Source organism: Parabacteroides hominis, assembly GCF_014287585.1.
Taxonomy (GTDB): domain Bacteria; phylum Bacteroidota; class Bacteroidia; order Bacteroidales; family Tannerellaceae; genus Parabacteroides; species Parabacteroides hominis.
The window spans coordinates 111,914-133,409 of sequence record NZ_JACOOJ010000009.1; the positions used below are offsets into that span (position 1 = coordinate 111,914).

Below are 21,496 nucleotides of genomic sequence, written 5' to 3' on the forward strand. Positions count from 1 at the left end.
TTTCCTCTTACTAACTATAAAAAGAAAAAACAAATGGAACCTGAATTTAATTACCAGTCGGCCCCTTATGGTTTCGCCCATTGTTTTAACGGACAGTGTGCATGTGCTGACAAATGTCTTCGTCACCTGTTAGCCGCCCATATACCGTCCGATCGGAAGTATGTAACGGTCGTGAATCCCAACAATGTGGTATCGGACGGGAAGTCCTGTCCCTTTTTTAAGGAAAAACGGTTGGTGCGTTTCGCTGTCGGCATGATCCATCTATATGACAACCTGACTTATCGGGACGCAACTATCGTTAAACGTCCGATCTATAATCATTTCGGCCGGAGTACGTATTATCGCATCCGGAACCGGGAACGGCTTATCACCCCTGAAGAACAGATATTTATTAAAAATGTATTCCGGAAACACGGGATTACTTCCGAACCTGTGTTTGACGAGTATAAGGAGGACTATGACTGGGAATAGCATATCGTGATATTCTCCTGCCTGTGAGAAACTATTCTCCTGCCTATGAGAAAACTTTCTCACGCGCATGAGAATAAATTCTCACCGCCATGAGAAACTTTTCTCACTGGTGTGGGAAGGGGTGAGAAAAAGCAACGATCTTTTCGTAGAATGGCAGGGGCGTCAATCTATCTTCTTAATGAATTTTGCCGGATTGCCGGCTACCACTGTCATGGGAGGCACGTCTTTAGTCACTACGCTACCGGCTCCGACGATGGCTCCGTAGCCGATGCTTACTCCGGGAAGGATGGTAGAATTGATGCCGATCCATGCCTTGTCCTCGATTACGATCGGACGGCCATAGGTCGCGCTGCGGTTTTCCGGGTCCGGGTCGTGGTTGATTGTAATCAGGTTGACTTTCGGGCCAATGAATACTCCATCGCCAATCGTGATGCCGCCGCGTCCGAAGAAGGTACAACACTGCTGGATGAAACATCCCTTCCCGATCGTGACAGGTTTGCCGTAGTCGATGTAGAGCGGCGGCAGTACCGTCGTACTCTTTTCGAGCGGTTTGCCGAGAATCCGGCCCATATATTCGTGTACTTCTTCCGGGGTGCGGTAACCCGTATTCATTTCCGTAGCGGTCTTGATGGTGGCGAAAATGTCGGTAATCAACATTTCGTAACCCGGCTCGTCGGGGGAAACCATTTCGCCCGACAGGTCTTTCTTGAAAATATCTTCCATACTCGTTGTTTCTCTTGTTGTCATGATTGTCTGATTTTATTTGTTATGAACTCTGATCATTTTCTGATGCAAAGGTAGGAGGGTTGTGGCGCAATGGCTTTGTTGTGTGGTTCAGAATGCTTTGTTGGAAAGTTCACAAATAAAAAAGTCCCGCAACTTATGCGAGACTGATTCCTGGCTTTATATCCTCAGTCGGAGGAATGCCATACGTTTCTTTATAAATCTTCGAGAAGTGGGAAAGGTTCTTGAATCCTACCTCAAAACAAATTTCCGATACCTTGCGTCCTCCTTTCCGTATCAACTCACGGGCGGCTTCGAGGCGACGGCGTATCAACCATTCCCGTGGGGAAAGCGTACTGCACTTTTTGAAATCCCGCTTGAACGTGGACAGGCTGCGACCGGTATAATTGGCGATTTCTTCCATCGATATGTCATTCATGTAGTTTCTTTCGAGGAATTCCAATATGTCGATTTTCCACGGGTCCGTAAAATCGAAGACAGAGGCATACAGGTTCTTGCTCGTATTGAGCAACACGTATATGCCTTCGACCATTTTCAGTTGCAATAACTCCTCTGTCGGCTGGATGTTCGAATCGAAGTAAGGTGTCATGGATTCGAACAGGCTTACGATGTCGGGGCGGTTGGGCGGTAACTTGTACAGGCTTGTTTGATCTCGCCTGGCATCTTCAGGTATTGCATTCCGGTCCAAACGGCTGTAAAAACCGCGCAAGAATTTGGGGGTGAACATCAGGAATATGGCTTTGAACTGTTCCCCGTTCCATGCCTGCTTGGTCATTTGTACACTAAAGTCTTTACGGATAAAGGCGCAATCACCTTTATGCAGCCGGGTGATTTTATCCCTTTCATCGATTACCATTTCACCGGAGTACATATAGACTAACACATGAGAATGGTTCCGGTGCAAGCAACTTCTTCCTCCGTCGAAGTACATCGCCAGGAAGAAGTCCGAATAGCGCAGTGTGTTGATTCCGTCCGTCATTTCTTCTGTTTGATTATAAATACGATTCCGTTTGTAACGGATAACCCGTTTCAGGAGTTTAACCTTTCCACCGTCTTTACCCCTTTCACCGCATTGATCTTCTTGGTCAGCATGTTCAACGCCGTCGTGTCGCGCACCATCACGGTAAAGGTTCCCTGGAAGATGCCGTCTACCGAATCGATGTTGAGCGAACGGAGCGAAATGCCGGTTTCTTTGCCGATTACCGAGGTTATGTTGGTGACGATCGAGATGTCGTCACGTCCCGTCACGCGCAAGGTGACGATATATCCGTTGTCTCCCTTGCCGCTCCATTTGGCCTGGATGATGCGGTAGCCGAAACGGCTGAACATCTCCTGCGCGTTCGGGCAGTCCATCCGGTGAATCTTGATGCCTTGCGTGGAGACGAAACCGAACACCTCGTCCCCGTAGATCGGGTTGCAGCATTTAGCCAGCTTATACTCGATGCCGGTCAGGTTCTTGTCGATCACCAGCACGTCCTTGTTGGTCGCGATCTCTTCCGCCTCGGTCGTCGTGATATATTCTTCGGCGCTGCGGACTTCGGTGTGTTCGTTCGTTTCCGTTTCCCGACGTAGCTGTTCCAGGTATTCGTCGATCACCTGGTTCGGGTCGAGGCGTTCTTCGGCAATCTCGACATAGAAGTCGGTGACGGTCTTGAACCCTTTCTTCTTGATGTAACGCATCAGGATCGGTTCCTCCATCTCGATCTTCCGGTTCTTGAAGCGGCGTTGCAGCATCTCTTTGGCAAAGTCCACGGCCTTGGCAGTCTCTTCGCGTAGCGCCTGCTTGATCTTGACCCGCGCTTTGGAGGTGACGACGATGTTCAGCCAGTCACGCTTCGGGCTTTGGGCGGGAGCGGTGATGACGGAAACCGTGTCTCCGTTATTCAGTACATATTTAATAGGGACATTCTTCCCGTTCACTTTTGCCGATACGCATTTGCTTCCTAACTTGGTATGGATCGCGAAAGCAAAGTCGAGCACGGTCGCCCCTTTGGCCAGCTTGATCAGTTCGCCTGTCGGGGTGAAGACATAGATCTCGTCCTTGTACAAGTCCATCTTGAAATCCTGCATCAGGTCGAGCGGGTTGTTCTCCTTCGTTTCCAGGGCGGCGCGTACGGTGTTCAGGAATTCGTCCAGTCCGCTTTCCGCTTTTCCTCCTTTATATTTCCAATGCGCGGCCAGTCCCCGCTCGGCGATCTCGTCCATGCGGCGGGTGCGTATCTGCACTTCCACCCATTTGCTCTGCGGTCCCATCACGGTGATATGCAGACTTTCGTAACCGTTCGTCTTCGGGATGGAGATCCAGTCTTTCATGCGCTTCGGGTTCGGCTGGTACATGTCGGTGATGATCGAGTAGACCTGCCAGCAGTCCGAACGTTCCTTCTCATACGGCGTGTCCAGGATGATGCGGATGGCAAACAAGTCGTATATGTCTTCGAACGGGATGTTCTGCTTTTTCAGTTTGTTGTTGATGGAGTGGATAGACTTGGTGCGTCCCTTGATGTCGAAACGGAGTCCGGCATCTTCCAGCTTGCTTTTGATAGGCGCGATGAACTCGGCGATGTAGGCGTCGCGCGAGCGTTTCGTCTCGTTCAGTTTCCGTTTGATGAAGTCGTACTGCTTGCGGTCGGTGTATTTCAGCGACAAGTCTTCCAGTTCGCTCTTGATCGTGTACAATCCGAGGCGGTGGGCAAGCGGGGCGTACAGGTAAGAAACTTCCGTCGCCAGCCGTTTCCGGTCTTCGTCGTTCTTCAAATGTTTGCCGAGGCGCATCAGGCAAAGGCGGTCGGCGATCATGATCAGGATCACGCGCACATCTTCGGCAAACGAGAACAGTAGTTTATGGAAGTTCTCGGAATCGACAGCCGTATTGCGGGCGTAAAGGTCCGAAGTCTTCAGCAGGCGGCTGATGATCAGGGTGACATCCGCGTCGAACGTCTCTTTCACTTCATCTAATGTGATGATCTTTTTCATGACCGGGCGGTAGAGCAGGAGAGCGATGACCGAAGTGCGCTTCAGCCCGATCTCTACGGTGGCGATCAACGCCGTATCGATATTGCGGAGCAGGCCGTTGATGCCGTTTTTGTCTCGTCCGTAGCAATCCAAAGCCACAACCCGCTTCATCAACTCCTTCATCTTGCCCAAATCTTCTTTTTTCAGGAAAGAGTACAGATGGCGTAATAATTGCTTGTACTTGGAGAAAAACTGCTTTTTCTCCTCTTCGGTAAAGAACGGTTGTATATCCATAGTCGTCTGTCTTTTTGCTGCCTGTTTGAGGGCTGTCCGTAAAACATACCGTAAAAGTAAGTTTTTCTGCGAATATCAGTGCATTTCTAATGGTATTTTTATACATTTGCGATATACATAGGCCGGCAGGCCCTTGTAGCGTGTCTGATTATTAACTTATTAAAAAGATATACTATGTTAAACGCAAAAGACTTAGAGTTACTGGCAGCTAAAGGGATCAGCGAAAAGCAGATTGAAGAACAGTTGGCTTGCTTCGTGAAAGGGTTTCCTTTCCTGGAAATTACAGCTTCGGCGTCGGTCGAGAGAGGGATTATGGTGATCCCGCAGGAAAAACAGGCTACTTATATGGATGCCTGGGATGCTTACCTGGCAAAGAATAAGAAGATTGTGAAGTTCGTGCCGGCTTCGGGTGCGGCAAGCCGTATGTTCAAGAACCTGTATGAGTTCCTGTCTGCCGGTTATGACGAGCCTCAGAATGCGTTTGAGAAGAAGTTCTTCGACGATATCACGAAGTTTGCTTTCTATGATGCCTTGAACCAGGCTTGCATCGAGAATGAAGCGAAAGATATTCCGGCGCTGATTGCTCTCGGACAGTACAAAGCTGTTGTCGCCAACCTGTTGGAACCTAAAGGGCTGAACTACGGACAGCTTCCGAAAGGTTTGTTGCTTTTCCATTCTTATCCGAAAACAGTCCGTACGGCGATGGAAGAACATCTGGCCGAGGGTGCGATGTATGCGAAGAACAATGCGGGCGAAGTGAACATTCATTTCACCGTGTCGCCCGAACATAAGGCGCTGTTCGAACAGTTGGTTGCCGCAAAGGCGGGAAATTATGAAGAGAAATTCTCCGTGAAATACGATATTTCTTTCAGTGTGCAGAAACCGAGTACCGACACGATCGCTGCCGATATGGAAAACAACCCGTTCCGCGACAAGAACGGTAACCTGTTGTTCCGTCCGGGCGGCCACGGCGCCTTGATCGAAAACCTGAACGATGTGGATGCCGACGTGGTGTTTGTCAAGAACATCGATAATGTGGTTCCGGACAGTTTCAAATGTTCGACCGTTATCTTCAAGAAGGTGATCGCCGGTGTGTTGGTCTCTTTACAGGAACGCATCTTCAAGTATCTGGAACTGATCGACAGCGGCAAGTATTCGCACGACCAGGTGGAAGAGATGATTCATTTCCTGCAGGAAGACTTGTGTGTGAAGAACCCTGAAACGAAGTTATTGGAAGATGTCGAGTTGATTCTTTATATTAAGAGCAAGCTGAACCGTCCGTTGCGCGTCTGCGGTATGGTGAAGAATGTCGGTGAACCGGGCGGCGGCCCGTTCCTCGCTGTCAACCCGGACGGGACGATCTCTTTGCAGATACTCGAAAGCTCGCAGATCGACTTGAAAGATCCCGAAAAGAAAGCGATGTTCGAAAAGGGCACGCACTTCAACCCGGTGGATCTGGTTTGCGCGTTGAAGAACTATAAAGGCGAGAAGTTCAACTTGCCGGACTATGTGGACAAGAACACCGGCTTTATCTCTTATAAGAGCAAAGATGGCCGCGATCTGAAAGCGTTGGAGTTGCCCGGTTTGTGGAACGGTGCGATGAGCGACTGGAATACGATCTTCGTGGAAGTGCCTATCGAAACCTTCAACCCGGTTAAGACGGTAAACGATTTGCTGCGCCAGGAACATCAATAAACTTGTAAAAGGAGGTGTCAAAATCCATTGGTTTCGTGTTTGACACCTCCTTTTATTTATAAATTAATCAGAAACTCGACAAATTCCGGATTGTAGTGGGAGAAGAAAAGGCTTTCTGCCTTATCGAGGCGGCCTATCGCCTCCATCTCTTCTGCCGACAGGGTGAAGTCGAAGACATTGAAGTTCTCGATCATCCGTTCTTTATGGGTTGATTTCGGAATAACGATAATGCCTCGTTGTATCAGGAAGCGAAGCGCTACCTGGGCGACGGATTTCCCGTATTGCCGGCCTATCGCTTCCAACACTTCGTTGGTGAAGAAGTTGTTACGGCCTTCGGCAAACGGTCCCCACGACATAAGTTGCGTGCCTTCCTTTTTCATGATCTCCTGTAGTTTGACCTGCTGGTTGAAGACATGCGTCTCCATTTGATTGACTGCCGGCTTGATCTCGCAGAACTTGGCAAGATCTATAAAACGGTCGGGATAGAAGTTGCTGACACCGATGGCGCGGGCTTTCCCTGCTTTATAGGCTTCTTCCAGGGCGCGGTAAGTCCCGTAGTAATCGTTGAAAGGCTGGTGGATAAGCAATAAGTCGACATAATCGCTTTGCAACTTGCGTAACGACTCGTCGATCGACGCTTTTGCTTTTTTCTCCCCGGCGTTCGAGATCCAGACTTTTGTCGTGATGAACAGTTCTTCGCGCGGCACGCCGCTTTTCCGGATGGCGTGGCCGACGCCTTCTTCATTATAATAAGCCTGTGCCGTGTCGATAGACCTGTAACCTACGCGGATGGCATCCGACACGCAGCGTTCGCACTCTTCAGGTGTCACCTGATAAACTCCGTAACCCAAAATCGGCATTTCAATGCCGTTGTTTAATTTTACTGTTTCCATACTTTTCTTTGTTTATGTGTTTTCTTTGATCCTGACTAATTAACATGGTTCGTATGCCTTTTTGTTTTCAGTTTTGTCTGATATTGCAAAGGTATGGATGAGGAGGAGTTATGCTTTCATACAGATTACGGATTATCCTACCCGAATTACGGTTGGGCTGGTCATAATGCAAAAAAGAGTGTAGCGGATGCTTTACAGCTTCGCTACACTCCATATCGTTCGGTATGAAATACCGTTTAGATTTTCGGAAGTTCCCAGGGAGCCCGGTATTCTTTACACAAGTATTTATCGGCTTCCGCGTCGTGGAAACTCTTTCCGTCCCAGGTCAGTTTCTTTCCCGTCCGGTAGGCGATGTTGCCTAATTGGGAGAACTTGGCGATATGGGCGCCGATCTCGATGCTGGCATTGCAATTGCGGTTGCGCGACTTGATACATTCCAGATGGTTCTTCACGTGCAGGTTCAATCCGCCTTCGCCGTAGGCTTTCTTCAAAGGAACGGCTTCCATGCGGGCTTTACCGCTCACCTTTTCGGGGATTACTTCCCAGCCGCCGCGGTCGACAACCAGTGTCCCGTTTTCTCCGACAAATCCCAGGCCGTGATTGCGTCCGTAAGCTCCGTCGTCGATACCGATCGCATGATCCCACATAACCGTGAAGTCGTCGAATGTATAGATCGTCTGCAACAGGTCAGGCGTTTCGCAGGCATCGTCCGGATAACCGAATTTGCCGCCCGAAGCCATGATGGAGTTGGGAGCCGTTACGTTCATTCCATATAGAGCATAGTCGAGCAGATGCACGCCCCAGTCCGTCATCAACCCGCCGGCATAATCCCAGAACCAGCGGAAGGTGAAATGGAAGCGGTTACGGTTGAACGGGCGTTGAGGAGCCGGGCCCAGCCACATGTCATAGTCCACTCCTGCAGGAACGGGTTCGTCCGGCTTGACCGGAATGGAAGGACACCAGCCCTGATATGAGAAGACGCGGACGGTACGGATCTTGCCTAACTGCCCGCTGTGCACGAATGCCATGGCGTCCTGCCAGTGCGGATCGCTGCGTTGCCATTGTCCTACCTGTACCACCCGGTTGTATTTCTCGGCGGCGCGAACCATAATGTTACATTCTTCAATGCTGTTGCCTAACGGCTTTTCGCAATAAACATCCTTACCGGCCTCGCAGGCAGCTACCATTTGCAGGCAGTGCCAATGGTCGGGCGTGCCGACGATGACAACGTCGATGTCTTTGTTGTCGATCAGTTTCCGCCAGTCTTTGTAAAGGTTTTTAACTTTCTTGCCTGTAATCTTTTGAGTCTCGGCTGCCCGGCTGTTGAGTACTTCGTCGTCGATGTCGCATAGCGCGATACACTCGACTTCCGGATTCCGGAGGAATGCTTGCAGGTCTGAAAACCCCATCCCTTTACAGCCAATCAGGCCGACACGTATTTTGTCGTTTGCCCCTACACTTCCGGGAGTAGCGTTGATGAAGAAAGGACTCATGGAAAGTCCGGCGCCTAATAAGGTCGCTTGCCGGATAAAATCTCTGCGTGTTGTCATGGTCTTATGAATTAGATAATATAAGTTGTTGAGCCAAATGTATAAATAAAAGGTGAGTGGTACAATAAAAACTGTGATAAAAATATAAATACAATGGCTTTTTGAGAAAAGGAGCGTATTTTTGTATTTGGTTTGCTTTTTAAGGGAGACTTTTATTTATTAAACAAACAGAAAATGAGAACGACTTATTTGATCACATGGCTTTTGTTAAGTATCACGCTCATGTCGTGTATACGGGACGAAGCGCCTAATGCGGAAGCGGATATATTGACTTGTGTAGTCCCTGCCGATATCCTGAAAAGGGACCCGGTCATAGAGAATAATAAAGTGACGTTGATGGTAAAGGCGGATATCGACCTGGCGCATCAGTCTCCGGAGTTTACGTTGACTCCCGGTGCGACTATTTCCCCTGCCAGCGGTACGGAGCGCGACTTTACTTCTCCGCAGTATTATACGGTTACCTCTGAAGACGGAAATTGGAAGAAAGAATACCAGGTGTCTTATATTATCGCCGGAATCAGTACGGAATATCATTTCGAAGATGTGGATTCGGTAGTGAAAACGAATTATACATATGACGTATTCTATGATTTGGATGAAGCAACAGGCAACCGTATTAATTGGGCAAGCGGTAATGCAGGCTTCGCTCTGACCGGTATGGGGTCAGACCGGACAAGTTTCCCGACCAGTTCTACGGTCGATGGTAAAGTTGGTAAAGGCGTGAAGTTGGAAACAAAGGAAACAGGTAGTTTCGGTGAAGGTTTCGGTATGCCTATTGCTGCCGGTAATCTCTTTATGGGAACATTTGATGTCCTCAGCGCTTTGACGAATGCGTTGAAAGCGACTCGCCTGGGTATGCCGTTCGAGCATGTCCCGACTTATCTTAAAGGTTATTATAAATATAAAGCAGGTGAGGTGTTCCAGGAGAACGGAGAACCGGTTAAGAATAAGAAGGATACGTGGGATGTCTATGCTATCTTCTATGAAGTAACGGATAAGGTCCGTTATCTGGACGGGACAATCGTAGAGGGTAATTATACGCATCCGAACTTAGTCTCTGTCGCTTTATTGGATGATAAAGACAGGAAGGAAACAGATGAATGGACCGAGTTTTATATTCCTTTTGTAATGAAATCCGGTAAGGTTATCGACCGCGAGAAGCTGAAATCCGGAGGATATAATGTCTCGATTGTTTTTTCTTCAAGCAAGGAAGGCAATTATTTCCGGGGAGCTCCGGGAAGTACCCTGTATATCGATGAAGTTGAATTGATTTATGCAGCCGACAATTAAAATAAAGAGCGAAATGAAGAAAAATAGTATAGCTGTCTATATCTGTATGCTGGTCTTGTCACTGGCGGCAGTTCCCGCTTTTGGACAGGCGGACCGGAATCAAGGGATTATTAAGTCTGCGTTGCTCGGTTTGGAATATGAGGTAAAGGCGGGTTTTAATATCGGCGGAACAGCTCCGCTGCCTTTGCCCGTTGAGATTCGGGAGATAACCGGCTATAATCCGACTATGGCGGTAGCAATAGAAGGGAATGTAACCAAATGGTTTGACAAAGAACGGAAATGGGGGATGCGGATCGGGGTTCGTCTCGATAATAAAGGAATGAAGACGGATGCGCGTGTAAAGAACTATGGTATGGAGATCATCGGTGACGGCGGTGAGATCGTCAAAGGGAACTGGACAGGGCATGTGAAGACGAATGTCAAGAACACTTATCTTTCTTTTCCGGTTTTGGCCACTCACCAGTTCAATTCCCGCTTCAGCATGAATTTAGGACCCTATTTTGCTTATATGTTGGATGGTGATTTTTCCGGTAATGTCTATGACGGTTATCTGCGTGAGAACGATCCGACCGGCGAAAAGGTTGTTTTTGAAGATGGCAAAAGTGCCTTATATGATTTCTCCAAAAATATCCGAAAGTTTCAGTGGGGTGCACAGTTAGGTGCTGAATGGCGTGCTTTCAAGCATTTGAACGTTTGTGCCGATCTGACTTGGGGCTTAAATGATATTTTCCAGAAAGATTTCAAAACGATTACCTTTGCCATGTATCCGATCTACCTGAACGTTGGTTTCGGCTACGCTTTCTAAGACAAACGTATTTTGATATATCGTTATGGCTTTCCTGATTCATAATTATGAAATGGGAAAGCCATAATTTTGTTATTAAACGACATCTTTTCCACAACAATTCGTTATTTCGATATTTAATTAATATATTTGTCCGAATAATTTTTTAGTCCAATATTTTGAATTACCATGAAAGAAAACACTAAGAAGGGGGTAACCCGTCGAGAGTTTCTCGGCCTTTCCGCTCTTGGATTGGCAAGTTTGACTATCCTGCCCAGTTGGGCTGTAAATGGTGTGCGTATCGCACCGAGTGATCGTGTCGTTTTGGGGTTTGTCGGATTAGGGCAGCAAGGCTTGTCCGATTTCAAGAGTTTCTCTACTTGTCCCGGTGTGCAGGTTGCTGCATGTTGTGATGTGGATTCCTTGAAACGGGAGCGTTTCAAACGTCGTGTCGAAGCCTGGCAGAAATCTCAGAACGTGGCTCCCCGCTGCGATATGTATGAATTCTATGAAGATTTGCTGGACCGTAAGGATATCGACGTGATTGAAGTGGCAACACCTGACCACTGGCATGCTTTGGTTGCCATCCACGCTTGCCAGAGCGGGAAGGATGTTTATTGCCAGAAGCCGTTGGCTTATACGATTACCGAAGGTTTGGCTGTCGCCCGTGCCGTACGCGATAATAACCGTGTGTTCCAGATCGGTAGCCAGCAGCGTTCGAGCAAGGAATTCCAGGATGCAATCGCATTGGTGCGTGCCGGTAAGATCGGCCATATCGAAAAGATCTATGCGCGTGTCGGCGAACCGCCTACGCCGCTGAACTTGCCGGAAATGGATGTTCCCGGTAATCTGAATTTCAACCAGTGGATGGGACCGTTGAACGATCCGAAGATTCATTATCATCCCGATCTTTGTCCTCCTATCTCTCTTGAACCTGAACAGAACGAGAAGTTGTGGGGTGCATGGCGCTGGTATCAGGAAACCGGAAACGGTTATACGGCTGACTGGGGCGCTCACATGTTCGATATTGCACAGGCAGCTATCGGTATGGATGGTTCGGGTCCGGTAGAGTTTATTCCCGCCGGCTATAACGGTACGAAATATGCAACGATGAAATATGCCAATGGCATCGTGATGACCGAACAGCCTTATCGCGAAGATGAGGAGGATGCAAAAGGCTTGAAGTTTATCGGTGATAAGGGCTGGTTGAAAGTGGCTCGCGGTTATATCGAATGTTCCGATCCTTCTTTGTTGCCGAAGAAAGAACAGAAAGTTGGCAAGGGCGAGTATGAAGTAAGTTCTCCGCACATGCAGAACTTTATCGATTGCGTCCGTTCACGTAAGAATCCGATTGCTCCGGTTGAGGTCGGTTGTAGTACGAATACGCTTTGTTGCTTGCAGAATATTGCCCGTGAACTGGGTCGTCCTGTTCATTGGGACCCGGCTACCCTTAGCTTTAATGGTGATAAGGAGGCTGAATCTCATCGTCTGTATTGGTACGAATACAGAAATCCGTATAAATTACCGTATTGCAATAAATAAGAAAGGTAAAAAGTAAAGAAAAGTCCCGGAATTGAGTTTCGGGACTTTTTTTATATATTTTCCAGTCCGGATAGTGATTATTTCGTTCGCTCTGTTTAATTTTGCCTAATCCAGACAAAAAACATAATATATCATGAAAACGAATCAACTATTTCTTTTGACAGGTTTGGCCACAGTCGCTCTTCCTGCCTGTGTCCAGAAAGACAAAAAAGAGGTGTCGGAGAAACCTATGAACATTCTCTACATCATGTGCGACGATCATTCTTACCAGACAATCAGTGCTTACGATCATCGTTTTATCGAAACTCCGAACATCGACCGGATTGCCGATGAAGGCGTACGGTTCACGAACAGCTTCGTCGCCAACTCTTTGAGCGGCCCCAGCCGTGCTTGTTTGCTGACGGGCAAGCACAGCCACAAAAATGGCTTTACCGACAATACGAAACGTTTCGACGGTAGCCAGCAGACATTCCCGAAGTTGTTGCAGCAGGCCGGTTATCAGACCGCTATTGTTGGAAAATGGCATTTGACTTCTGATCCGACAGGTTTCGATTACTGGAATATCCTGACCGGACAAGGGGATTATTATAATCCGTATTTTATCGATAACGGAGAGAAAAAACAGATCGAAGGATATGCCACGAATATCACGACAGACCTGGCTTTGGACTGGCTGGACAACAAGCGTGATAAAAACAAACCTTTCTGCCTCTTGCTCCATCACAAAGCGCCCCATCGTACCTGGATGCCGGATACCTGCGATCTGGATTTGTATGAAGATGTCGTTTATCCGGTTCCCGAAACGTTCTATGACAAATATGAAGGACGTATTGCCGCATCCGAACAGGAAATGAGCATCATTAAGGATATGGACCTCGTCTATGACCTGAAGATGGCGGATAAGGAAAATGAAATTCATACGGCTACCGGACTGGAAAAGAACGGGCGTGATTTGTACAACCGGATGAATCCGGCTCAGAAAGCTGCATGGGACCGGCATTATGATCCGATTATCAAGAAGTTTAAAGAACAGAAGCTGACCGGAAAGGCTTTGGCCGAATGGAAATACCAGCAGTACATGCACGATTATATGCGTGTGATCCATTCCGTAGACCGTAATGTCGGTCGTGTATTGGATTATATGAAGAAAAACGGTTTGTTGGAGAATACGATTATCGTCTATACTTCCGACCAGGGTTTCTATATGGGTGAACATGGTTGGTTCGACAAGCGTTTCATGTATGAAGAATCTTTCCGTACGCCGATGCTGGTCCGATTCCCCGGCGGTGTTAAAGGTGACATTCCCGAAATGGTTCAGAATATCGACCATGCTGCTACTTTCCTGCAGTTGGCAGGCGTTTCGGTTCCTGAAGATATCCAGGGCGATTCTTATTTGCCATTGTTGAAAGGTGAAAAACCGAAAGACTGGCGCACTTCCTTGTATTACCATTATTACGAATATCCGGCGGAACATGCGGTTAAACGCCATTACGGTGTTCGTACCGACCGCTATAAATTAATACATTTCTATAATGACATCGATGTTTGGGAGCTTTATGATCTGCAAAACGATCCGATGGAAATGCATAACATCTATAACGAACCGGGCAACGAAAACTTGATCGACAGTCTGAAAACCGAACTGCATAAATTGCAGAAACAGTACGACGATCCGATCGAAACGGAGTTGGCAAATGCAAAGAAATGAGATAGATAGAAATAAAAAAGGCATTCGAAAATGAATGCCTTTTTTATTTACTTACCGTAAGATTGTGGAGCATATCGGACTCGAACCGATCACCTTCAGACTGCCAGTCTTTATTTTTGCTTATTTAGTGTATTGATTATTAGATATTTACATTCTTGCATTAATTATTTGCGTCAAATTTGCGTCTGCCTTTTCATTTTGACAATCCCGCCGGCCATATTACCGGCGGGGCGTCTAAACGTGATACGTTGGGTACGAAGCCCCAACATGTGGATCTATCTTGTCTTTATGTAGCTCCGTTGCATTGATACCTGGAGGCATTCAGGTTTGCCATTAGCCTTTCCCTGCTTTTCCAAAACATCCAGCCGTTCCATGATATCTGCTTGGTCTTTGGCCAATGTGTTTGCGTACTTGGCCAGCGTGTTAGCGTACTTGGTCAACGCCTCTACCTTGTCCGTGAGTGCTGCGAATACGCGGTAGTTGATATATCTTTCGTCCATTTTTGTAATTACTTTATTGGTTTAATATTGGCTGTCCTGCGTTATAAAGGACTGCTGAATAGGTATGTATGTAAGGTTTATTTTATGGCTGCAATCTTCCCGTCAGACGGATTCCCGCCGAACAGATGGTTGATGTAAGCCAGCCCCTTTTGCGTGACAAGAATTTTTGTGACAACAAAACCCGGATGGCTGTTGCGCTCAATGAATTTTTCTTTCATCTCGAAATACCCGGCATTGACAAACCGTTGCTTCGGTTCATTCCGGTTAGAGAAGAATACGCCTACCTGTCGAAGCTTTTGGAATAGTGTGTTGCGCCCGAATCCCAACTTTAGGATTTTAGCTGCCATTCCGATATCGACTTTGTCGTCTGTGGTGAATGCGGCATCTGCGAAGTCGGCTTTTGGTTGCAGGCGGTTTATTGTCTGTTTTGCCTGTTCGATCTGTTCCGCTTGTTTAGCGGCCAGCATGAGAGCTTCGGAATATGACTGCGGAATTTGGTACTGTTGTATGATAGAGCAATGCCCGGAAGTTAGCAATTCTTCTATCTTTTCATCAACCCATATAGAAAACTCGGTTGATAGTTTTTGAGCAACACGAAGAGCTACGCGATGATGTGCCCAGGTTCCGGATTTGTTACCACCTCGCTTAACTATCAATAAATCAGCCAAACTACAATTTTGTAGTTTGGAAAACTTTTCACAATAATCGCTGATTTCCTGTGAGTTAATAATATTGGTGAGATTTTTGTCTGTAAATGCCTTTGCTACTTCTGTTAGATTTACATAGACAACTCCATTTTGAACACGCATGGTAACGTTATTACCATTATAAGAAAAGATTTGTCCCATGTCGGAGGGATTAGCCGTTGGTTGCTGGGTACTATTATTCCCCGACAAACAAATGTTTCTGTGATTGGACATATCTTATAACATTGTTTGTTTTGGAAGGCAAAAAGAAAACGGTTCCGCCTGTCCCTTTGTCCTACACCACAGAAAGGCAGTTATAGCCATTAAGCTATAGCAAGGGGGTACGAAACCGTTATATCGTAAAAATAATGTTAAGGCACAAAAAATGCCGCAACATAAAATATGTTCGGCGGATACTCCGCCTTTCTGTGAAAAATAGGACGCTGCAAATGTAACAACAAATTTCAAATCAGCAACTAAATTCAGAAAATTTTCTCTTTTAAATAAAACTACTTCTGTTTTCATACGAATTATATATTTAATATTGGTTTTTATTTCTTTGTAGGGTTAAGGTCTTATCCGGCTATGGCAACTTTGCATTGCTTGTCTATGGCTTCTATTATCCTGCCATAGGCTTCTTTGTTTTCTTCCTTAAAGTTAATCCCGGTATCGTCGATAAATATTTCATGCGCCAGAACCACATAGGAAGTATTCTGCACATAGATGGATAACTCTGATCTTTCCGGCCGGGAAGAGACAGATATTATAATGTCGCTCTTCCCTATCAGCTTCTCAATCATGATCCGCTGGACTCCTTTTAGTACATCTAATGTTGTCATAATATTAATCTCCATTATATCTATTGTTAGCATAGTAATTTGTCAGTGCGTTAGCCATGAAAGCCATAGAGCAAGTATCAACATTGCGTTTAGCATCCCGGCTCTCGCACTGCTGCTTGTTCAAGTTGAAAAGCTGGAACATTTTCATCGCCTTGTCATAAGAGCCTCTTTCGTCCTTCCAAGCCTCTTTCAGGCATTCGCCAAATGTGAGGACGTGACGCCCGGTCTTCTTACCTGATTTGAACATTGACCAAGCTGATTTCATTACTCTTCTTTTGTTGTACTTCGGTGCTTCCATTATTTCGTAGTGTTTTAATTTTCTATTATGGCGCAAATGTAATATATAACGGTACAATAATCAAAATGAAAAGAAATATTTAACACTACTTTAACATGTTAATGTACCGATATAATACTACAAGTGGTTTTTATTCGTATATTTGCATCGAAGATTAAAACATTACAGTATGGATTTAAGAATAAAAGAAATTATCAAACAAAAAGGCATGACCATTACGGAGCTTGCTGATAAAATGGGAATCAATAGAGTTAATCTATCTAATATGATAAACGGAAACCCTACGGTAGAAACATTAGAAAAAATCGCTACAGCCCTACATGTCCCCATCTCAGATTTATTTGAAAAGGAAAGTCAAGTAAAGAGTATCATCTGCCCCCATTGTCAAAAAACTATACCGGTGGAGGTGGATTTTAAGGTAAAAGTTGAATAATATGTTATTAAATATGTTACAATATTAGCCTTTGTTCGATTTAACCAATACCTTTGTGGCCAAACATAAAACTAAAAATAAATAATAATGAAAAAGTATTTGCTTTTAATGATTGTTGCTCTAACAACCAGTTGTAGAACTTATTACTCTGAACAAAGCAATGTTTTGGATTTTAGAAAATATACCGAGAATGGCTTTGTTATAAATCCCACAGCTTCAGGAATGGATTTTGAGCCTATTTCTATGATAAGTGTTTCATTTTATTCAGGAGAAAAAATTGAAAAGTCTCTTAAAAATGAAAACGGAATTATCAATTTGTACAACAAATCAGCGCAAACGCGATTTTACTGTGCAACCCCAGATAGAATGTTAGAAAAAATAGTCAGTGAATGTAAAAATATGGGAGCCAATGGTATTATAAACTTTAATATAAAGCCTATACCGGAAGCTAAATATCAAAGCTGGGAAGTCTCAGGTGTTGCAGTTAAGTTGAAATAATACTTAATGATCATAAATTAAGGGACTTCTGTATTACTTTTAGCCCCGGTCGCTTTATCGGGGCTTTTTCATGCCCTAACAGGTAATCCCAAGTTGCGAAACGGCAAAGAAAAACTTAAAAAAGTTCCCGGATTCTTGCATAATTACCAAAAGGTTATTATATTTGCATAGTCATAAGACAGAGTGCACAATGTATGATGACGAAGAAGAGCTAAAGGCTCGGATTGAAGCTGCGGAAAAAGACCTTAGCTTCTTTTCCCTCTACTGGGATGATATTCGGGAAACCGACTGGATTTCGGACGAGGAGCTTGAAGGAAGTGTCAATGATGCGTTAGACGATTTGATTGATGCCAAAAACAAGCTGAAAGAAAGCGGTAGCCCCCCATAGTGGGGCTACCTTTTTCAAGAAACTAAAAACAACACTATCATGGATGTAAAATTAGAACTTAAGAGATGGAAAGCCGATTTCGCCTTGGTGAGTACGAAAGAACAAAAGGCGGAGTATGACAAGAGATTTAAAACCTTTCTTGCTTCGTTGTCTTCGGCAGAAAGGAAAGAGTTCGCGCAGGCGTATAGGGAAGGAGCAAAAGAGGCTATAGATGAAGCAAAAAAAATTTCAAAGATTATTGACCGTAAAAAAAAGATTGATAATGTACTTGGATTTGCTTCTATGTCATATATTGCGGAACATTATTTTGGCAAGTCGCGCCAATGGTTGTACCAGCGCATAAATGGCAATGCGGTAAATGGAAAGCCTGCTGATTTTACCCCGGATGAATTGAAGACGTTTTCAAATGCTTTATCCGATCTTGGGGAACAACTAAAGCGTGCCGCCGTTTCAATATTATAGATTTGAAAAGGCTGTCATAAGATAGGGGCGGAATTTGCGGAAACGGTGTTTTGATTTTATCCGGCTTCCGTAAACCGTGAATTTCCGTCTATGCGATCCTGTCCGTTTTAGGATTTGGATTTGTTGACAGTCCGTAGCAAGTATATTTCCTTGAAATATCCAAACAATTTCTAATATATTTTGTTGTGTTGTAAAACATGAATTTTACCCCCCCCTATTTGCATATATTAACAAAATGCTTTTACCTTTGCGGATAATTACTAATCATTAAAAACGTTTTTAAAATGAAGAAGTTCTTTTTTTTAATGCCGCTTATTTTAGTGGCATTATTTTCTTGTGAGAAAGAAGAGCCTGTAGTCACATCAATCGATTTAGACAAAAGTGAATTAGAACTAAAGGTCGGAGAAACATATGATTTCAAAGTATCGCATAACCCACCAGATGCTAAAGCTCCTACGTATGAATGGAACGTTTCTCAATATTATCCTTTATGGGGTGGAGGACAAGGTGTAGATATTGCTCGCATTGACCAATTAGGGCATTTTGAGGCAACAGATGTTGGAGAAACTTATGTAACAGTTATGACAACGGATATTATTGATCCAGTTACAGGAGAAAGATTTATCAGAAGATGCAAAGTCATAATAAAGCCTATTGAGGCAGAGGGTCTAAAATTGGATAAAACTGAAATAACTATTGATCCTAAAAAGAAAGAAATACTGACTTGCACTATTTCTCCAGAAAATGCGACAAATAAGTCACTTTATTGGAAAACAAGTAATTCTAATGTTGTAACAGTTTCCCCAAAGGGTGATAATTCTAATCAATGCGAATTAACGGCAACAGGAACTGGGGAGGCTGTCATAACAGTGGTTTTGAGTAATAATTCCCAATTAAGTGCGACATGTAAAGTTAAAGTTAATGCTGCAAAATTAGAAGGGCTGTCTTTAAGCGAAAAAGAGAAGACTGTTATTCAAGGGGAATCGTTTAAGTTAGCTCCTGTTTTTACTCCTGAATATGCAACGAATAAAAATGTAAAATGGTATTCGTCTGATGCTAATATAGCAACGGTGGATAGTAATGGAAATGTAAAAACAGTACATTTTGGAGAGTGTGTTATCAAAGCAAAATCAGAAGATGGTGGATTTGAAGCCGAATGTAAAGTTGTAGTTAAACCTATTCCTCTTGATGGCATAAAATTCGAAGAGAACTATTATCCTGTTGAGATAGGCGGTAAAAAACAACTAAACCTTCAATACTTTCCTGATAACGCAGGAAATAAAAGAGTAAAATGGTCATCATCCAATACTATTGTTGCAACGGTAGATGAAAATGGAATGGTAAAAGGTAATACACGAGGAAATACCACAATTACAGCTATATCGGAAGATGGAAGTCATAAAGCTGAATGTCAGATTTATGTTGTGGATATAAATGAAATGATGCTTGTCTATTTCCCATCAGCGTCAGTATCCATAATAAATGGCTATTACACAGGTAATATATCGTGTGCTATAAGAAACAATAGCTCTCAAACTGTAAAACTTACAAGATTCTATGTGGTTGATACCGGCAATTACAATATAGTGACAGAGACTACCGATGCATCACTACTTGGAGAAGAGCTTAAACCCGGGGAAACTTGCGCTCTTAGGGGTAGATTCAATTCTGTATATGAACCAGCTTTTCGATGGGAAATTGAATATAATGGTCGTACATTTTCAACCTATAACAGATACGGAGATAGCGTAAGTTTAAAATCATCTAAATCGATAGAACCTAAAGGTAAATCATCGAATATGATCCAGCTTTATAAAGATTAAGATTGATAGTGAATGATTTATTACTTTTGTCCCCGTTCCTCAGGAGCGGGGCTTTCCCCCCCCCCTAACAGGTAAAAACGGCAAAGAAAAAGCGGTAAATATTTGTTTTCTGCATGCAATGTATTACCTTTGCGATACAATATAATACAAAAGTAATATGGAAGCAGTAGTAAGGAAACAAACTTCTTTTCGTTTGCGTGAGGACTTGTTGCAAATCTTACAGGAACAAGCCAAGAAAGCGAACAGGAGCCTTAATAATTTTGTAGAGAGCACCTTGATGGACGCTATGTACTCCGAGCCAAACGAGGAAACGATAGCGGCGATAAACGAGGCTCGTTCGGGCAAATTTGCCGGGACGATAGACGTGAGCAGTTTTGATGCCTTCATGAAATCATTGAACGAGATAGAATGAAAACAATCCATTACAGTACGAAGGCAAAGAAAGACTTGAAGAAGTACCGCGGTAATATCAAGCTGATGGAAGCCTTATTTGATGTCTTGGACAAGCTAAAGAAAGGGGAATCCCTTCCAAGCAAGTACAAGCCCCATGAGCTGATAGGCAATTACAATAACTGCATGGAATGCCATGTAGGCAACGACTTTCTTCTGATTTGGATAGATGCGGTATCAGACATAGTGGAAATTGTCAGGATCGGAAGCCATTCCGAGTTGTTCGGTAAAAAGAGGTAGAAAAGCAAGAAGTCCTACACCTGCGAATACAGGATGTAGGGGAGAAGGTGATTTGATAGGAAAATAGTATATTTGCATATCAAAATAAAATCTTCATGGAAGAGAACAAACAAGAAATATTAAGGATTCATATAGAGAACTCACAGCCTGTTGAAGTCGCAGACTTTACAAAGACGATGAATGCCTTTGGAGCTTTGTTTGCGTCTTTTGCCCAGAAAAACGGGAAATCCAAAGAAGAGGCGAATGCCAAATTGTACGTAAGTAAAATCATTGAAGGTAGTATTGATATCCACCTTGTTGAATTGGCTACTATGGGTATCATCCCTTTTGTGGAAAATTCGAACTTGATTCTTGATTTTGCGAAACACATAAAAAGCATATACGATTATTATGTGAAGGGAGCTTCCTTTAAGCCGGAGTTAACGCCTGCTGATCTAAGAAATGTGCATGACATGGTTTCGGTTCCAGCTAATGACAGAAATGGTGTTATGTCTGTTCAGGTCATACGTGGAAATGTTGACTCCATATTATATAGCGGGTGTACATTTAACTATATTGAGGGGAATGGCATACAAAACAAATCAGATTATGAACAAAAAGAAATAAGGTCTGTTTCCGACAATGGGGATGTATACAAGAAGCAATTAATGGCCATTTACCAAGTAAGGAAAGGAGAGGGTGTAGGGAATAAGGCTATAATCGATGCTATATCAAGCAAGGCTTTAGCTCTTTTATTCGATTCAAAGGTCTTAGAGGATGAGATTTTGAGGTCTGATATTAATCCTATAAAAAGTGCATACTATGTTGATGTCATGATCTTAACGGCACAAGGAAGGCCTGCCGCGTATAAGGTCATGGCTTTGCATGATATCATCAGCTTAGATGAATAAGTGTTTTTATTTCCATATTTTACTAATATGGAAGCTCAAACAATCTAACATGCCATAAAACATATA

24 protein-coding genes are annotated in these 21,496 nt (G+C 44.4%); 14 read left to right on the top strand and 10 right to left on the bottom strand.

The annotated features are described in order from the left end of the window. The first annotated feature begins 33 nt into the window (after nucleotides 1-33). On the top strand, nucleotides 34-471 hold the full coding sequence (locus H8S65_RS07460; protein WP_186929360.1) for a DUF6078 family protein: 438 nt from the start codon (nucleotides 34-36) through the stop codon (nucleotides 469-471). A gap of 162 nt (nucleotides 472-633) precedes the next feature. On the opposite strand, the gene H8S65_RS07465 is transcribed toward H8S65_RS07460, so the two are convergent. The 3 genes from H8S65_RS07465 to H8S65_RS07475 all read right to left on the bottom strand — a co-directional run bounded on the left by H8S65_RS07465 (nucleotide 634) and on the right by H8S65_RS07475 (nucleotide 4,461). Continuing rightward, the gene (locus H8S65_RS07465; RefSeq protein ID WP_186929409.1) at nucleotides 634-1,194 is read right to left on the bottom strand and encodes a DapH/DapD/GlmU-related protein; all 561 of its coding nucleotides are present in this window, start codon (nucleotides 1,192-1,194) and stop codon (nucleotides 634-636) included. Between the two features lie 157 nt (nucleotides 1,195-1,351). Further along, on the bottom strand, nucleotides 1,352-2,194 hold the full coding sequence (locus H8S65_RS07470) for a helix-turn-helix domain-containing protein (RefSeq protein ID WP_186929361.1): 843 nt from the start codon (nucleotides 2,192-2,194) through the stop codon (nucleotides 1,352-1,354). A gap of 50 nt (nucleotides 2,195-2,244) precedes the next feature. Continuing rightward, complete coding sequence (locus H8S65_RS07475) at nucleotides 2,245-4,461, bottom strand: RelA/SpoT family protein (RefSeq protein WP_186929362.1); 2,217 nt, start codon at nucleotides 4,459-4,461, stop codon at nucleotides 2,245-2,247. A 174-nt stretch (nucleotides 4,462-4,635) separates the two neighbouring features. Between H8S65_RS07475 and H8S65_RS07480 the strand changes: the two genes are divergently transcribed. Further along, the gene (locus tag H8S65_RS07480; protein ID WP_186929363.1) at nucleotides 4,636-6,156 is read left to right on the top strand and encodes a DUF4301 family protein; all 1,521 of its coding nucleotides are present in this window, start codon (nucleotides 4,636-4,638) and stop codon (nucleotides 6,154-6,156) included. A gap of 56 nt (nucleotides 6,157-6,212) precedes the next feature. Here H8S65_RS07480 and H8S65_RS07485 read toward each other — a convergent pair whose 3' ends face one another. After that, nucleotides 6,213-7,049 (bottom strand): aldo/keto reductase, encoded by an 837-nt coding sequence (locus H8S65_RS07485; RefSeq protein ID WP_186929364.1) that lies wholly within the window; start codon nucleotides 7,047-7,049, stop codon nucleotides 6,213-6,215. A gap of 236 nt (nucleotides 7,050-7,285) precedes the next feature. Further along, nucleotides 7,286-8,599: a Gfo/Idh/MocA family protein gene (locus H8S65_RS07490; RefSeq protein ID WP_186929365.1), complete on the bottom strand. Its 1,314-nt coding sequence runs from the start codon at nucleotides 8,597-8,599 to the stop codon at nucleotides 7,286-7,288. Nucleotides 8,600-8,773: 174 nt separating this feature from the next. On the opposite strand from H8S65_RS07490, the gene H8S65_RS07495 reads away from it, so the two are divergent. From H8S65_RS07495 to H8S65_RS07510, 4 genes are all read left to right on the top strand, one after another. Further along, nucleotides 8,774-9,889, top strand: coding sequence for a PCMD domain-containing protein (locus H8S65_RS07495; protein WP_186929366.1), 1,116 nt, complete (start codon nucleotides 8,774-8,776; stop codon nucleotides 9,887-9,889). Between the two features lie 13 nt (nucleotides 9,890-9,902). Then, nucleotides 9,903-10,694, top strand: a complete 792-nt coding sequence (locus tag H8S65_RS07500; protein WP_186929367.1) for a porin family protein — start codon at nucleotides 9,903-9,905, stop codon at nucleotides 10,692-10,694. Between the two features lie 168 nt (nucleotides 10,695-10,862). Next, nucleotides 10,863-12,215, top strand: coding sequence for a Gfo/Idh/MocA family protein (locus H8S65_RS07505; RefSeq protein WP_186929368.1), 1,353 nt, complete (start codon nucleotides 10,863-10,865; stop codon nucleotides 12,213-12,215). A 133-nt stretch (nucleotides 12,216-12,348) separates the two neighbouring features. Continuing rightward, entirely contained in the window at nucleotides 12,349-13,923 is a 1,575-nt protein-coding gene (locus H8S65_RS07510; RefSeq protein ID WP_186929369.1) for a sulfatase family protein, read from the top strand. 275 nt (nucleotides 13,924-14,198) lie between these two features. On the opposite strand, the gene H8S65_RS07515 is transcribed toward H8S65_RS07510, so the two are convergent. From H8S65_RS07515 to H8S65_RS07535, 5 genes are all read right to left on the bottom strand, one after another. Then, the gene (locus H8S65_RS07515) at nucleotides 14,199-14,423 is read right to left on the bottom strand and encodes a hypothetical protein (RefSeq protein WP_186929370.1); all 225 of its coding nucleotides are present in this window, start codon (nucleotides 14,421-14,423) and stop codon (nucleotides 14,199-14,201) included. A gap of 77 nt (nucleotides 14,424-14,500) precedes the next feature. Continuing rightward, nucleotides 14,501-15,271, bottom strand: a complete 771-nt coding sequence (locus tag H8S65_RS07520; protein ID WP_186929371.1) for a phage antirepressor KilAC domain-containing protein — start codon at nucleotides 15,269-15,271, stop codon at nucleotides 14,501-14,503. 75 nt (nucleotides 15,272-15,346) lie between these two features. After that, nucleotides 15,347-15,634: a hypothetical protein gene (locus H8S65_RS07525; protein ID WP_186929372.1), complete on the bottom strand. Its 288-nt coding sequence runs from the start codon at nucleotides 15,632-15,634 to the stop codon at nucleotides 15,347-15,349. A gap of 50 nt (nucleotides 15,635-15,684) precedes the next feature. Then, a complete protein-coding gene (locus tag H8S65_RS07530; RefSeq protein ID WP_186929373.1) occupies nucleotides 15,685-15,948 on the bottom strand; it encodes a hypothetical protein in 264 nt (87 codons plus the stop codon). A gap of 4 nt (nucleotides 15,949-15,952) precedes the next feature. Further along, complete coding sequence (locus H8S65_RS07535) at nucleotides 15,953-16,213, bottom strand: hypothetical protein (RefSeq protein WP_186929374.1); 261 nt, start codon at nucleotides 16,211-16,213, stop codon at nucleotides 15,953-15,955. 202 nt (nucleotides 16,214-16,415) lie between these two features. Between H8S65_RS07535 and H8S65_RS07540 the strand changes: the two genes are divergently transcribed. The 8 genes from H8S65_RS07540 (at nucleotide 16,416) to H8S65_RS07575 (ending at nucleotide 21,430) form a co-directional block, all read left to right on the top strand. Beyond that, on the top strand, nucleotides 16,416-16,679 hold the full coding sequence (locus H8S65_RS07540) for a helix-turn-helix domain-containing protein (protein ID WP_186929375.1): 264 nt from the start codon (nucleotides 16,416-16,418) through the stop codon (nucleotides 16,677-16,679). An 87-nt stretch (nucleotides 16,680-16,766) separates the two neighbouring features. Continuing rightward, complete coding sequence (locus H8S65_RS07545) at nucleotides 16,767-17,177, top strand: hypothetical protein (protein ID WP_186929376.1); 411 nt, start codon at nucleotides 16,767-16,769, stop codon at nucleotides 17,175-17,177. A gap of 190 nt (nucleotides 17,178-17,367) precedes the next feature. After that, nucleotides 17,368-17,565 (top strand): diguanylate cyclase, encoded by a 198-nt coding sequence (locus H8S65_RS07550; RefSeq protein WP_148477690.1) that lies wholly within the window; start codon nucleotides 17,368-17,370, stop codon nucleotides 17,563-17,565. A gap of 39 nt (nucleotides 17,566-17,604) precedes the next feature. After that, complete coding sequence (locus H8S65_RS07555; protein ID WP_186929377.1) at nucleotides 17,605-18,027, top strand: DUF5053 domain-containing protein; 423 nt, start codon at nucleotides 17,605-17,607, stop codon at nucleotides 18,025-18,027. Nucleotides 18,028-18,311: 284 nt separating this feature from the next. Beyond that, on the top strand, nucleotides 18,312-19,850 hold the full coding sequence (locus H8S65_RS07560; RefSeq protein WP_186929378.1) for an Ig-like domain-containing protein: 1,539 nt from the start codon (nucleotides 18,312-18,314) through the stop codon (nucleotides 19,848-19,850). A gap of 157 nt (nucleotides 19,851-20,007) precedes the next feature. After that, nucleotides 20,008-20,262 carry a toxin-antitoxin system protein gene (locus tag H8S65_RS07565; RefSeq protein WP_186929379.1) on the top strand — a complete coding sequence of 85 codons (255 nt, stop codon included), beginning with the start codon at nucleotides 20,008-20,010 and terminating at the stop codon, nucleotides 20,260-20,262. After that, on the top strand, nucleotides 20,259-20,540 hold the full coding sequence (locus H8S65_RS07570; protein ID WP_186929380.1) for a type II toxin-antitoxin system YafQ family toxin: 282 nt from the start codon (nucleotides 20,259-20,261) through the stop codon (nucleotides 20,538-20,540). Before H8S65_RS07565 ends, H8S65_RS07570 begins: the two co-directional genes overlap by 4 nt. A 95-nt stretch (nucleotides 20,541-20,635) precedes the next feature. Continuing rightward, complete coding sequence (locus H8S65_RS07575; RefSeq protein WP_186929381.1) at nucleotides 20,636-21,430, top strand: hypothetical protein; 795 nt, start codon at nucleotides 20,636-20,638, stop codon at nucleotides 21,428-21,430. Nucleotides 21,431-21,496: the final 66 nt, after the last annotated feature.

Coding starts and splice junctions, on each gene's coding strand:
- H8S65_RS07460 (WP_186929360.1), top strand. CDS start 34: ATGGAACCTGAATTTAATTACCAGTCGGCCCCTTATGGTTTCGCCCAT.
- H8S65_RS07465 (WP_186929409.1), bottom strand. CDS start 1,194: ATGGAAGATATTTTCAAGAAAGACCTGTCGGGCGAAATGGTTTCCCCC.
- H8S65_RS07470 (WP_186929361.1), bottom strand. CDS start 2,194: ATGACGGACGGAATCAACACACTGCGCTATTCGGACTTCTTCCTGGCG.
- H8S65_RS07475 (WP_186929362.1), bottom strand. CDS start 4,461: ATGGATATACAACCGTTCTTTACCGAAGAGGAGAAAAAGCAGTTTTTC.
- H8S65_RS07480 (WP_186929363.1), top strand. CDS start 4,636: ATGTTAAACGCAAAAGACTTAGAGTTACTGGCAGCTAAAGGGATCAGC.
- H8S65_RS07485 (WP_186929364.1), bottom strand. CDS start 7,049: ATGGAAACAGTAAAATTAAACAACGGCATTGAAATGCCGATTTTGGGT.
- H8S65_RS07490 (WP_186929365.1), bottom strand. CDS start 8,599: ATGACAACACGCAGAGATTTTATCCGGCAAGCGACCTTATTAGGCGCC.
- H8S65_RS07495 (WP_186929366.1), top strand. CDS start 8,774: ATGAGAACGACTTATTTGATCACATGGCTTTTGTTAAGTATCACGCTC.
- H8S65_RS07500 (WP_186929367.1), top strand. CDS start 9,903: ATGAAGAAAAATAGTATAGCTGTCTATATCTGTATGCTGGTCTTGTCA.
- H8S65_RS07505 (WP_186929368.1), top strand. CDS start 10,863: ATGAAAGAAAACACTAAGAAGGGGGTAACCCGTCGAGAGTTTCTCGGC.
- H8S65_RS07510 (WP_186929369.1), top strand. CDS start 12,349: ATGAAAACGAATCAACTATTTCTTTTGACAGGTTTGGCCACAGTCGCT.
- H8S65_RS07515 (WP_186929370.1), bottom strand. CDS start 14,423: ATGGACGAAAGATATATCAACTACCGCGTATTCGCAGCACTCACGGAC.
- H8S65_RS07520 (WP_186929371.1), bottom strand. CDS start 15,271: ATGGGACAAATCTTTTCTTATAATGGTAATAACGTTACCATGCGTGTT.
- H8S65_RS07525 (WP_186929372.1), bottom strand. CDS start 15,634: ATGAAAACAGAAGTAGTTTTATTTAAAAGAGAAAATTTTCTGAATTTA.
- H8S65_RS07530 (WP_186929373.1), bottom strand. CDS start 15,948: ATGACAACATTAGATGTACTAAAAGGAGTCCAGCGGATCATGATTGAG.
- H8S65_RS07535 (WP_186929374.1), bottom strand. CDS start 16,213: ATGAAATCAGCTTGGTCAATGTTCAAATCAGGTAAGAAGACCGGGCGT.
- H8S65_RS07540 (WP_186929375.1), top strand. CDS start 16,416: ATGGATTTAAGAATAAAAGAAATTATCAAACAAAAAGGCATGACCATT.
- H8S65_RS07545 (WP_186929376.1), top strand. CDS start 16,767: ATGAAAAAGTATTTGCTTTTAATGATTGTTGCTCTAACAACCAGTTGT.
- H8S65_RS07550 (WP_148477690.1), top strand. CDS start 17,368: ATGTATGATGACGAAGAAGAGCTAAAGGCTCGGATTGAAGCTGCGGAA.
- H8S65_RS07555 (WP_186929377.1), top strand. CDS start 17,605: ATGGATGTAAAATTAGAACTTAAGAGATGGAAAGCCGATTTCGCCTTG.
- H8S65_RS07560 (WP_186929378.1), top strand. CDS start 18,312: ATGAAGAAGTTCTTTTTTTTAATGCCGCTTATTTTAGTGGCATTATTT.
- H8S65_RS07565 (WP_186929379.1), top strand. CDS start 20,008: ATGGAAGCAGTAGTAAGGAAACAAACTTCTTTTCGTTTGCGTGAGGAC.
- H8S65_RS07570 (WP_186929380.1), top strand. CDS start 20,259: ATGAAAACAATCCATTACAGTACGAAGGCAAAGAAAGACTTGAAGAAG.
- H8S65_RS07575 (WP_186929381.1), top strand. CDS start 20,636: ATGGAAGAGAACAAACAAGAAATATTAAGGATTCATATAGAGAACTCA.